We start from the raw sequence: 11033 nt of genomic DNA, 5'->3' as shown, positions 1-11033 counted from the left end.
ATGCTCGGCATAGTGCGTCAAGGTGAAGTTGACCTGACTCGATAACAGGAACTGACAGTAGTCCACGCGGGATGGATTCATGTCGCCGCCTAGTGAAAGACAAAACTATGATCTATGCTTTCAAGAAGTTCAAGTTGAAATTAATTCATGGGATTTCTATAATTTTCTATCAAACTTTTGCGTAAGTCCTAAGAATTTGGCATTCGTCCTGACTGGCCAGAAAGCCAACCATTTCCACCAAGCGACGAGAACAGTTTCGCGCCGGGCCAGAGGACGTTCTCCCCTTGATGTCACTACCTCTTGAGTACGTTCTACCGTTTCTTGGTCGCGTAACGAATGAGATGCGAGCACTGCTCCCAACACACACACCAGACGTCCCCTTTAGAACCGCACGAACCATGGCTATTTGGGAAGCCATATATCAGCGAGGCGTCAAAACTGAAGCCCAATCGTTTCAAGGGAAGGCACCCTCAGCGCGTCGCTCGCCTTTAATATCATCACAGACCGACCCCATTAAAGGACCGCTTTTATTCTTATGCTCAGAAAATTATTTAGCACTTCCAATTATCTTCAGAGGGCAAGCATCAAATAAAACGGCGCAGTCCCCCGCGCCGCCCATTCACCGAAAGCAGTAGAGCATCAGCCCTTCCGCCCCGCCGCCCTCATCCTCCCCGCCACCAGCCTCGTGCCAATCAATTCGGAAGCACTGGGCCCATGCCCCAGCGCAGCACAGCGCCAATTGCCAACGCCGACACCGGCACCCAGTTGATAAAGAGAATCCCCGTCGTCGCGCCCAGTAGGCGCACGCCCAGGTTGTAGGTCAGCGCCGCCAGCACCGTCCCGATGGCGATGATGTAGAGAACGGCCGGCACCACCTCCCGCACGGCTTCCGCGCTCGGCCGGTGCGCTCAGCCCGGCCCTGAGTGAAGCAGGCAGCGCGGTAGAGCCGCCCGCCAGCGTGCTGCCCCACCCCGTCAGCAACCACGCTCACGCATCGCCTCAAGCCGAACGCCGGAAAGCACGCACATGATCCGCGGCAAAGCCCGCCAGCGTCCCCGCCGGCCGGCCCAGCGCAGCCTCCACGGCCGCGTCCAGCACCGCGGCGCCATGTCCGGCGCGGTAGATCTCGAACAGTTCCAGGAAGGCCTCCACCAGCCACGCGTCCATGCCGGCGGAGAGCATCCCCTCGCGCGCCGCGGCGGGCTCGACGTTCACGAAGCGCACCGGCTTGTGCAGCACGCCGCCGAGGGTCGCGGCCGCCTGCGCGTAGCTCAGCGCCTCGGGGCCGGTGATCTCGCGCACCGAGGGCGCCACGTCGTCGCGCAGCACCTCGTGCACCAGCACCGCCGCCACGTCGCGGGCGTCAATGAACGAGATGGCGCCCTCCCCGGCCGGGGCGTGGAACACGCCTTCGCCGGCGATGCTGTCAGCGCTGCCCAGCAGCACCTGCATGAACAGGTTGGGCCGCACGAAGCTGTGGGCGATGCCGCTGCGCGCGATGTGCTGCTCGATCGCGAAATGCTCTCGCGGCAGCCGGATCGGCGCCTGTGGGCCCGCGCCCAGCCCGGAGAGCTTGGCGACGCGCCGCACGCCCGCGGCTACCGCGGCATCGACCGCCGCCACCTGGTGCTGACGCATGCGCGGATGCGCTGGCGAGATCAGCACCAGCCGCGTGGCGCCCTGCAGCGCGCGCGCCAGGCTCTGGGGCTGCTCGAAGTCGGCTTCGACCCATTCGACACCGCGCAAAGCGGGCGCCGAGGCGGGCTGGCGACTGAGCGCCCGCACGGGAAAGCCCGCGGCGGCGAGCTGCGACACGACGTGCGTGCCCACGGTTCCGGATGCACCGGTGACGACGATCATGGGGACCTCTTTCAGTGAGGAGACAAAAGAAAGCGCAAGCGCTACACGGCCGCACCCGGGCGCAAGAATGGCTCACGGCAGTGAACAATCTCTCCGCTGAACCGTCGGCCTGGGCACCATCGCTTTTCGACTGCGCCCGGGTACCGCCCGGTGCTGGCGCAAATCTATAGACTCGAGCGGCTGCTGTAGAGCGGCTGCGAGTGAATCGAATATCAACCCTGTGGAAACAATCGAGCCGCGATTCGAATGGGCGATGGCCTTCCTGGCCGTGGCGGAGTGCGGCAGCTTCACGCGTGCTGCGGAGCGGATGGGCTGCTCCAAGGCCTACGTGAGCAAGCAGGTGGCGGCGCTGGAGCGCGCGCTGGGCGCCAAGCTGCTGCACCGCACGACGCGGCGGCTGCAGGCCACCGAGACCGGCGCGATGTACCTGGAGTACTGCCAGCGCCTGCGCGAGACGCTGGGCGAGGCGGAGCGCGCGGTGTCGAGCGTGCGCACGGAGGTGCGCGGCCGGGTGCGCATGAGCGTGCCCACCACCTTCGGCATGGAGTTCATGGCCGAGCTGCTGCTGGCGCTGCGGCAGGCCTACCCAGAGCTGGACGTGGAGCTGGACCTGAGCACGCAGCAGCGCGACCTGGTGGCCGAGGGCATCGACTTGGCGCTGCGCTTCACGCGCAGCCCGGACCCGCGGCTGATCGCCAAGCCGCTGGCAGTGCTGCACGACTGGGTGCTGGGCTCACCGGCCGCGCTGCGCCGCCACGGCACGCCGCGGCACCCGCGCGACCTGGCGCAGCTGCCCTGCCTGAGCAACAGCCACTTCAAGGGCGACGAGCAGTGGCTGTTCATGCGCGACGGCGCGCAGGAAGTGGTGGACGTGCGGCACTGGCTGCGCGTCAACAACTACCCGCTGATGAGGCGCCTGACGCTGCTGGGCGACGGCTTCGCCAAGCTGCCGGCCTTCCTGGTGCAGCGCGAGGTGGCCGCCGGCGAGCTGGTCCGCGTGCTGCCCGACCACGAGCTGCCCTCGACGCCGCTCTACCTCGTCTTTCCGGACCAGCGCCCGCTGCCGCGCAAGGTGCGCGCGGCGGTGGATTTCGTGGCGGAGTGGTTCAGGCAGGGGCGGTGCGAGGGGTTTTGATCGCCTCGCCGCCGCCAGGCCTCAGCCCAAATACCGCCGCTCCAGGTGCTCCCGCAAGAACACCGGGTCCAGCGCCCCGCCGCTGGCCCGCTGTGTCAATTCGGCGGTGGTCCAGCGGCTGGCGGATTGCCAGATGTTTTCACGCAGCCAGTCGAATACCGGCCCCAGCTCGCCGCGGGCGATCTCGGCGTCCAGTGCCGGCCGCGCCTTGCGCAGCGACGCGAACCACTGCGCCGCGTACATCGCGCCCAGCGTGTAGCAGGGGAAGTAGCCGAAGGAGCCGTCGGTCCAGTGCACGTCCTGCATGGGGCCGTCGCGGTAGTTGCCGCGCGTGTCCAGGCCCAGCAGCGCCAGCATCTGCTCGTCCCACAGCGCCGGGATGTCGGCGACCTCGATCTCGCCCTCGATCAGCGCGCGCTCGATGCGCCAGCGCAGCAGCACGTGCGCCGGGTAGGTCAGCTCGTCGGCGTCCACGCGGATGAAGCCCGGCTCCACGCGCGTCACCAGCCGCTGCAGGTTCCCCGCCTCGAAGGCCGGCTGCGCGCCGAAGCTTTCCACCAGCCAGGGCGCCAGCAGCGCGACGAAGCCGGGGTGCCGGCCGAGCTGCATCTCGAAGCTCAGGCTCTGGCTTTCGTGGATCGCCATCGAGCGCGCCTGCGCCAGCGGCTGGCCCAGCCAGGGGCGCGGCAGGTTCTGCTCGTAGCGGCCGTGGCCGGTCTCGTGGATGGTGCCCATCAGGCTGGTGAGGAACTCGTCCTCCCGGTAGCGCGTGGTCAGCCGCACGTCCTCGGGCACGCCGCCGGAGAACGGATGCGCGCTCACGTCCAGCCGCCCGCTCTCGAAGTCGAAGCCCAGCAGCCGCATCACGCGCTCGCACAGCGCGCGCTGCGCCGCCACGTCGAAGGGTCCTTGCGGCTCGATCACGGGCTCGCCCGCCTGCTTCTGGCGCACGCGCGCCACCAGGTCGGGCAGCCAGGACGAGAGGTTGCCGAACAGCCGCTCCAGCTCGGCGTTGCTCATGCCGGGCTCGTAGCGCTGCATCAGCGCGTCGTAGCGCGAGCAGCCGAAGTGCTGCGACAGCAGCTCGGCCTCCTCGCGCGCGATGCGCACCACCTCGCGCAGGTTCTCGGCAAATCCGGGCCAGTCGTTGGCCGGGCGCTGGCTGCGCCAGGCGTGCTCGCAGCGCGAGCCGGCGAGCTGCCGCGCCTCCACCAGCGCGGCCGGCAGCGCGGTGGCGAGATCGAACTCGCGCCGGATCTCGCGCAGGTTGGCGCGCTGCTCGTCGTCCAGCGGCTCCTGCTGCGCGCGCTCGATCTGCTCTTTGCGCGCCGGGTCGCAGCGTAGGCCGTGGGTGAGCACGCCCAGCTCGGCCAGCGCCGCGGCGCGCGCCTCGCTGCCCTTGGGCGGCATCACGGCGGCCTGGTCCCACCAGGCGATGGACGAGAGGTGGTCCAGGCGGTAGAGGCGCCGGTTGGCAGCGGCCAGGGCGTCGTAAGCGGGCGTCTTGCTGTTCATGGCGGCAGGGTACGGGAAGAAAACGGGGACGGGCCGCCGGGCGGCGGGCCTTGCAGCTCGTGCAGCCGGCGCGAGAGCGGGCCGAAGCGGCGGCGGTACTGCGCGGGCGTGAGCCCCACGTGGCGCCGGAACAGGCGGCCGAAGAAGCTGGCGTCCTGGTAGCCCACCTCCAGCGCCACCGCCTCCACCGGCGCGTCGCCGGACTCCAGCATCTGCTTGGCCTCCTCCAGCCGCAGCGTGTGCACGTACTCCAGCGGCGCCATGCCGGTGGCCAGCGTGAAGCGGCGCTTGAAGGTGCGCTCGGCCAGGCCCGACAGCGCCACCATCTGCCCCACCGGCGACTCGCAGGCGTAGTTCATCGCCACCCAGGCCTGGCAGCGCGCCACCAGCGGGTCGGCCGCGCAGCCGCCGCGGGTGAGCGAGGCGTAGGCCACGGGCGGCGTCTGGCCCGGGTCCATCAGGTTGATGCGCGCCACGCGCATCGCTTCCTGCGGCCCGGCGAAGCGCGCGATCAGCGCCAGCACCAGCAGGTGCCAGGCCACGCCGCTGCCGGCCATGAGGATGCGCTCGCCCGCCGCCACCAGCCCGCGCTCCGGATGCCAGCGCGTGCGCGGATGTTGCCGCTGCAGTGCGTCGCAGTAGGCCCAGTGCGAGGTGGCCTCCAGCCCGTCGAGCAGCCCGGTGCAGGCCAGCAGCACCGCGCCGGAGCAGGCGCTGGCCACCAGCGCGCCGGCTGCGTGCGCCTCGCGCACCCAGCGCACTTCCGCACCGTAGCGCTGCGCCACCGGCTCACCCGGCGGCACGGCCAGGTCCGTGATGCACAGCACCTGCGGCGCCGGGCAGTCCGCCAGCGCCGCATCGGGCGTGATGCGCACGCCGTTGGCGGCGGTGAAGGCTTCCACCTGCCGGCTTACCAGCAGCGGCCGGAACGGCGACGTGGCCTCGGCCTCGCCGTGCAGGAAGCTCCAGTCGCGCCGGGTGCCGGCCAGGCAGTCGAGGAAGCCGAACAGCGTGGAGGCGGTGCTGTCGGGCGTGGCCAGCAGCGCCACGGTGATGGGGGCTGGGGAGTCGGCCATGGCATGAACGTCCGCTTTGTTGCACGAATGCCTGCGGTGCCTCGGGGCGCTCACGCGCACATTGGCGCCGTCGCCGGATTGTGATTCCGCTCCCGGACCGGCGGCGCGTCACCCCGAAGCACGAAGGAGACACCCCATGACGACCCTGCAAGATGCCACCGGCCACACCCTCACCGGCGCCACGGCCGCCGCCCTCGACGCCTTCGAGCAGGCGGCGCATGAGCTGCGCTGCCTGGCGGGCGACCCGGCCGCGAGCATCGAGCGCGCGCTGGAGACCGCGCCCGAGATGACCATGGCCCATGCCTTCAAGGCGTGGCTGCATCTGCTGGGGACCGAGCCCGAGGGCCTGCCCGTGGCCCGCGCCGCCTGCGAGGCCGGCGCGGCGCTGCCGGGCACCGAGCGCGAGCGGGCGCACCTGCACGCCGCCGGGCTGCTCGCCCACAGGCGCTGGCACGAGGCCGCCCGCGCGCTGGAAGACCTGTCGCTGCGCTGGCCGCGCGACGCCCTGGCGCTGCAGGCCGGGCACCAGGTGGACTTCTTCACCGGCGACTCGCGCATGCTGCGCGACCGCATCGCGCGCGCCCTGCCGGCCTGGGACGCCTCGCTGCCCGGCTACCACGCCGTGCTGGGCATGCACGCCTTCGGGCTGGAGGAGACGGGCGACTTCGCGCAGGCGGAAGTCCAGGGCAAGCGCGCCGTGGAGTTGCAGCCGCGCGACAGCTGGGCCTGGCACGCGGTGGCGCACACGCTGGAGATGCGCAACCGCCCGGGTGACGGCATCGCCTGGCTGGAGCCGAATTCGGCGAGCTGGGCGCCGGGGAGCTTCCTGAGCGTGCACAACTGGTGGCACCTGGCCCTCTTCCACCTGGAACTGGACCACCACGACAAGGTGCTGCGCCTGTACGACGAGGCCATTGCCGGCTCGGGGCTGCCGCAGCTGCTGGACCTGATCGACGCCAGCGCCATGCTGTGGCGGCTGCAACTGCGCGGGCTGGACGTGGGCGACCGCTGGCAGCCGCTGGCCGATCGCTGGGCGCCGCTGGTGCGCGAAAGCCTCTACGCCTTCAACGACCTGCACGCGATGCTGGCCTTCACCGGCGCCGGCCGCGCGGACGAGCAGCAGCGGCTGCTGCGGGCGCAGGACGAAGCGCTGGCGCTGGGCGGCGACAACGCCGGCTTCGTCCGCGAGGTGGGCGGCGCGGCGGCGCGCGCGGCGATGGCCTTCGGCGACGGAGATTACGCGCGGTGCGTCGCGCTGCTGCGCCCGGTGCGCCACCGCGCGCACCGCTTCGGCGGCAGCCACGCGCAGCGCGACCTGCTGGACCTCACGCTGATCGAGGCGGCGCTGCGGGCGGGGGACCAGGCGCTGGCGCGGGGGCTGGCGGCGGAGCGGGCCGCCCTGCGGCCGGCGAGCCTGTTGGCGCGGAGGTTCGTGCGGCGGAGCACGGAGGCTTGATGAGGGCCACCGAGAACGAAGCAAATAGACGCGGATCGCCAGCCGACCTGCCCCGCCCTCTACCTCGTCATTCCCGCGAAGGCGGGAATCCAGGCAGTCCCCAAGTCGGCCTGAAGCTGATCGGTCGGCGCACCGGTGATTTCCGTGCTTTGGCTCGCTGTACCCGTACTTCGCGCTGATGTGGGGCCGCCTGGATGCCCGCCTACGCGGGCATGACGAAGTAGGGTTCGAACGGCTTCAACTCCGGACAGCCGATCCCGCTCAAGCCATTCAGCTCACGGCGTGAACTGCCCCGGAAACCACCACAGCAGCGCCGCCGTCATGACCAGGTAGCGGCCGAACTTCCCGATCGCCATGTAGAGCATGCAGGGCCAGAACGGGAGCTTCAGCCAGCCGGCGACGGCGCACAGCGGGTCGCCCACCACGGGCAGCCAGCTCAGCAGGCAGGCCTTGGGGCCGAAGCGCTCCAGCCAGCCCAGCACCCGGTGCTCGGTGGGCTTGTGGCGCGCGTGCTCCACGACCACCTCCGCGCCATAGCCCATCCACCAGCTGATGGCCCCGCCCAGCGTGTTGCCGGCGGTGGCCACCAGCACTGCGGGCCAGAACAGCGACGGCTCCAGCTTCACCAGGCCGAACACCGCCGGCTCCGAGCCCAGCGGCAGCAGCGTCGCCGACACCAGCGCCACGATGAACACCGTGCTCAGCCCGAACTCGGGCAGCGCCAGGGCCTCCAGAACCTTCTGCATCCACACTTCCATCGGCCCATTATGGGCAGCCCCCGGCGCGCCCCGGGCGGCCTTCCAGGCCCAACCGGCAGGCCGCCGCCCGGCGCCGCGCCACCCTGGCACCGGCGGGCGGGGTGAGCGCCGCCGCTATACTCCTGCCTCCTTTTTCAGCACCTCCCCCCGCCTGACCCATGAAACTCGGAGCGATCACGCTGCCGAATACGCTGTTCGTCGCCCCCATGGCAGGCGTGACGGACCGTCCGTTCCGCCAGTTGTGCAAGCGGCTGGGGGCGGGCTACGCAGTCAGCGAGATGGTCACGTCCAAGCGGGAGCTGTGGAACTCGCTCAAGACCTCGCGCCGCGCCGACCACGCCGGCGAGGTCGAGCCCATCGCGGTGCAGATCGCCGGCGTGGACCCGGCGCAGATGGCCGAGGCCGCGCTCTACAACATCGACCGCGGCGCCCAGGTCATCGACATCAACATGGGCTGCCCGGCCAAGAAGGTCTGCAACGTCTGGGCTGGATCGGCGCTGATGCAGGACGAGCCGCTGGCGCTGTCCATCGTCGAGGCGGTGGTTGCCGCCTGCGCCCCGCGCAACGTGCCCGTGACGCTGAAGATGCGCACCGGCTGGTGCGAGGCCGAGAAGAACGCGCTGCGCCTGGCGCGCGCGGCCGAGGGCGCCGGCATCGCCATGCTCACCGTGCACGGCCGCACGCGCGAGCAGGGCTACAAGGGCCAGGCCGAGTACGACACGGTGGCCGCGGTGAAGGCGGCGCTGGGCATTCCGGTGGTGGCCAACGGCGACATCGACTCCCCGCAGAAAGCCCGGCAGGTGCTGGACTACACCCGGGCCGACGCACTGATGATCGGCCGCGCCGCGCAGGGGCGGCCGTGGATCTTCCGCGAGGTGGCGCACTACCTGGCCACCGGCGAGCTGCTGGCGCCGCCCACGGTGCGCGAGGTGCGCGCCTGGCTGCTGGAGCACCTGCAGGACCACTACGGCCTCTACGGCGAATACAGCGGCGTGCGCAGCGCGCGCAAGCACATCGGCTGGGCCGTGCGCGCCCTGCCCGGCGGCGAGGACTTCCGCGCCCGCATGAACTTGATTGAGAGCTGCGAGCAGCAGTTGCTGGCCGTGGGCGAGTGGTTCGACGAGCTCGCCGCGCAGCACGAGCGCCTGCCGCTGGCAGCCAACGACGAACGACTCGAACTCACCGCATGAGCAAGCAACTGATCGAGGCCAGCGTCCGCGAGAGCCTGGAGGAGTACTTCCGGGACCTCGACGGGGCGCAGCCCCATTCCGTCCACGAAATGATCATCGCCATCGTCGAGAAGCCGCTGCTGGAGGTGGTGATGCAGCATGCCGCCGGCAACCAGAGCAAGGCCGCCGAGTGGCTGGGCATCAACCGCAACACGCTGCGGCGCAAGCTGCTGGAGCACAAGCTGCTGGGGTCGCCGTCCTCCCCCTCCTCGCCCAACTGACGGCCGCCGCGGCCGCCCCGGCGGGCGGCCATCACTGATTTCACTCTCCGTTCTCAAGCATGACCACCGCCCTCATCTCCGTCTCCGACAAGACCGGCATCGTCGAATTCGCCCGTGAGCTGCACGCCGTCGGCGTGAAGCTGCTGTCCACCGGCGGCACCGCCAAGCTCCTGGCCGACGCCGGCCTGCCCGTCACCGAGGTGGCCGAAGTCACCGGCTTCCCCGAGATGCTCGATGGCCGCGTCAAGACGCTGCACCCGCGCGTGCACGGCGGCCTGCTGGCCCGCCGCGACGTGCCGGCGCACATGGCGGCGCTCCAGGAGCACAACATCGACACCATCGAGCTGCTGGTGGTGAACCTCTATCCGTTCGAGGCCACCGTGGCCAAGCCCGGCTGCACGCTGGAGGACGCGATCGAGAACATCGACATCGGCGGCCCGGCCATGGTGCGTTCCGCCGCCAAGAACTGGAACGACGTGGCGGTGCTCACCGACGCCTCGCAGTACGCCCAGGTGCTGGCCGAACTCAAGGCCGACGGCAAGGTCAGCCGCGCCACGCGCTTCAAGCTGTCCGTGGACGCCTTCAACCGCATCTCGCAGTACGACGGCGCCATCAGCGACTACCTGTCCGCGCTGGAGCTGGGTGCCGAGGGCGAGCAGCCCAGGCAGAGCCTCTTCCCCGCCCAGACCAACGGCCGCTTCGTCAAGCTGCAGGACCTGCGCTACGGCGAGAACTCGCACCAGCAGGCCGCCTTCTACCGCGACCTCCATCCCGCGCCCGGCTCGCTGGCCACGGCCCAGCAGCTGCAGGGCAAGGAACTCTCGTACAACAACATCGCCGACGCCGACGCGGCCTGGGAGTGCGTCAAGAGCTTCAGCGACGTGCCGGCCTGCGTGATCGTCAAGCACGCCAACCCCTGCGGCGTGGCCGTGGGCGCCAGCCCGGCCGAGGCCTACGCCAAGGCCTTCAAGACCGATCCCACCTCGGCCTTCGGCGGCATCATCGCCTTCAACCGCCCGCTGGATAAGGCCGGCGCGGAGCTGGTGGCCAAGCAGTTCGTGGAGGTGCTGATCGCCCCGGGCTTCACCGAGGAGGCGCGCGCCGTGTTCGCCAGCAAGGCCAACACCCGGCTGCTGCACATCGACCTGCCCCCGGGCGGCGACAAGCCCTGGGACCAGGGCCTGAACTTCATGGACGCCAAGCGCGTGGGCTCGGGCCTGCTGCTGCAGACCGCCGACAACCGCGACTTCGACCCGGCTGACCTCAAGGTCGTGACCAAGCTCAAGCCGACCGAGCAGCAGATGCAGGACCTGCTCTTCGCCTGGAAGGTGGCCAAGTTCGTCAAGAGCAACGCCATCGTGTTCTGCGCCGGCGGCATGACGCTGGGCGTGGGCGCGGGCCAGATGAGCCGCATCGACAGCGCGCGCATCGCCAGCATCAAGGCCGAGAACGCCCAGCTGACGCTGCAGGGCTCGGCCGTGGCCAGCGACGCCTTCTTCCCGTTCCGCGACGGCCTGGACGTGGTGGTGGACGCCGGCGCAGGCTGCGTGATCCAGCCCGGTGGCAGCATGCGTGACGACGAGGTGATCGCCGCCGCCGACGAGCGCGGCATCGCGATGGTGTTCACCGGCACGCGCCACTTCCGCCACTGATCCCATGAGCCGGAAGCCGCCGCGCAGGGCACCGCCCCGTGCGGCGGCTTCTTCGTTTGACGACCACTTCAGCGAAAGAACTCCGTTCGGGCTGAGCTTGTCGAAGCCCTGTCGCCCCGCCGGGCCACAGG

General features: G+C 70.2%; 10 protein-coding genes. 5 read left to right on the top strand and 5 right to left on the bottom strand.

Annotated elements, in window-relative coordinates:
* Positions 1 to 692: 692 nt before the first annotated feature.
* Positions 693 to 884, bottom strand: a complete 192-nt coding sequence (locus tag H537_RS0129060) for a hypothetical protein (RefSeq protein WP_029000672.1) — start codon at positions 882 to 884, stop codon at positions 693 to 695.
* 115 nt (positions 885 to 999) lie between these two features.
* On the bottom strand, positions 1000 to 1860 hold the full coding sequence (locus H537_RS0129055; RefSeq protein ID WP_029000671.1) for an NmrA family NAD(P)-binding protein: 861 nt from the start codon (positions 1858 to 1860) through the stop codon (positions 1000 to 1002).
* A 253-nt stretch (positions 1861 to 2113) separates the two neighbouring features.
* On the opposite strand from H537_RS0129055, the gene H537_RS0129050 reads away from it, so the two are divergent.
* Positions 2114 to 2995: a LysR family transcriptional regulator gene (locus tag H537_RS0129050; protein ID WP_043460411.1), complete on the top strand. Its 882-nt coding sequence runs from the start codon at positions 2114 to 2116 to the stop codon at positions 2993 to 2995.
* A gap of 21 nt (positions 2996 to 3016) precedes the next feature.
* Here the strand turns inward: H537_RS0129050 and H537_RS0129045 are convergent, their stop codons facing one another.
* Together H537_RS0129045 and H537_RS46155 are read right to left on the bottom strand one after the other, a co-directional pair.
* Positions 3017 to 4510 (bottom strand): carboxypeptidase M32, encoded by a 1494-nt coding sequence (locus tag H537_RS0129045; protein ID WP_029000669.1) that lies wholly within the window; start codon positions 4508 to 4510, stop codon positions 3017 to 3019.
* Positions 4507 to 5586: a GlxA family transcriptional regulator gene (locus H537_RS46155; RefSeq protein ID WP_051243464.1), complete on the bottom strand. Its 1080-nt coding sequence runs from the start codon at positions 5584 to 5586 to the stop codon at positions 4507 to 4509. The genes H537_RS0129045 and H537_RS46155 overlap by 4 nt, the downstream gene beginning before the upstream one ends.
* Positions 5587 to 5722: 136 nt before the next feature.
* On the opposite strand from H537_RS46155, the gene H537_RS0129035 reads away from it, so the two are divergent.
* Positions 5723 to 7042, top strand: coding sequence for a tetratricopeptide repeat protein (locus H537_RS0129035; protein WP_029000668.1), 1320 nt, complete (start codon positions 5723 to 5725; stop codon positions 7040 to 7042).
* Between the two features lie 275 nt (positions 7043 to 7317).
* Here the strand turns inward: H537_RS0129035 and H537_RS0129030 are convergent, their stop codons facing one another.
* Positions 7318 to 7800: a YqaA family protein gene (locus H537_RS0129030; RefSeq protein ID WP_029000667.1), complete on the bottom strand. Its 483-nt coding sequence runs from the start codon at positions 7798 to 7800 to the stop codon at positions 7318 to 7320.
* 158 nt (positions 7801 to 7958) lie between these two features.
* Between H537_RS0129030 and dusB the strand changes: the two genes are divergently transcribed.
* Genes dusB through purH form a run of 3 tightly spaced genes read left to right on the top strand, consistent with a single transcriptional unit; the run spans position 7959 to position 10902 of the window.
* Entirely contained in the window at positions 7959 to 8990 is a 1032-nt protein-coding gene (gene dusB, locus H537_RS0129025; RefSeq protein ID WP_029000666.1) for a tRNA dihydrouridine synthase DusB, read from the top strand.
* Positions 8987 to 9250 (top strand): helix-turn-helix domain-containing protein, encoded by a 264-nt coding sequence (locus tag H537_RS0129020; RefSeq protein WP_029000665.1) that lies wholly within the window; start codon positions 8987 to 8989, stop codon positions 9248 to 9250. The genes dusB and H537_RS0129020 overlap by 4 nt, the downstream gene beginning before the upstream one ends.
* Before the next feature lie 59 nt (positions 9251 to 9309).
* Complete coding sequence (gene purH / locus H537_RS0129015) at positions 9310 to 10902, top strand: bifunctional phosphoribosylaminoimidazolecarboxamide formyltransferase/IMP cyclohydrolase (protein WP_029000664.1); 1593 nt, start codon at positions 9310 to 9312, stop codon at positions 10900 to 10902.
* The last annotated feature ends 131 nt before the right edge of the window (positions 10903 to 11033 follow it).

Source organism: Azohydromonas australica DSM 1124, from assembly GCF_000430725.1.
Lineage (GTDB): Bacteria > Pseudomonadota > Gammaproteobacteria > Burkholderiales > Burkholderiaceae_C > Azohydromonas > Azohydromonas australica.
The sequence above is the reverse complement of the archived record's forward strand: the minus strand, read 5'-3'. Positions and strand labels throughout refer to the sequence as shown.

Bases quoted from the DNA above. Each gene is read 5' to 3' on its own strand.
- purH (WP_029000664.1), top strand. From the start codon at position 9,310: ATGACCACCGCCCTCATCTCCGTCTCCGACAAGACCGGCATCGTCGAA.
- H537_RS46155 (WP_051243464.1), bottom strand. From the start codon at position 5,586: ATGGCCGACTCCCCAGCCCCCATCACCGTGGCGCTGCTGGCCACGCCC.
- H537_RS0129045 (WP_029000669.1), bottom strand. From the start codon at position 4,510: ATGAACAGCAAGACGCCCGCTTACGACGCCCTGGCCGCTGCCAACCGG.
- H537_RS0129050 (WP_043460411.1), top strand. From the start codon at position 2,114: ATGGCCTTCCTGGCCGTGGCGGAGTGCGGCAGCTTCACGCGTGCTGCG.
- H537_RS0129035 (WP_029000668.1), top strand. From the start codon at position 5,723: ATGACGACCCTGCAAGATGCCACCGGCCACACCCTCACCGGCGCCACG.
- H537_RS0129030 (WP_029000667.1), bottom strand. From the start codon at position 7,800: ATGGAAGTGTGGATGCAGAAGGTTCTGGAGGCCCTGGCGCTGCCCGAG.
- H537_RS0129020 (WP_029000665.1), top strand. From the start codon at position 8,987: ATGAGCAAGCAACTGATCGAGGCCAGCGTCCGCGAGAGCCTGGAGGAG.
- dusB (WP_029000666.1), top strand. From the start codon at position 7,959: ATGAAACTCGGAGCGATCACGCTGCCGAATACGCTGTTCGTCGCCCCC.
- H537_RS0129055 (WP_029000671.1), bottom strand. From the start codon at position 1,860: ATGATCGTCGTCACCGGTGCATCCGGAACCGTGGGCACGCACGTCGTG.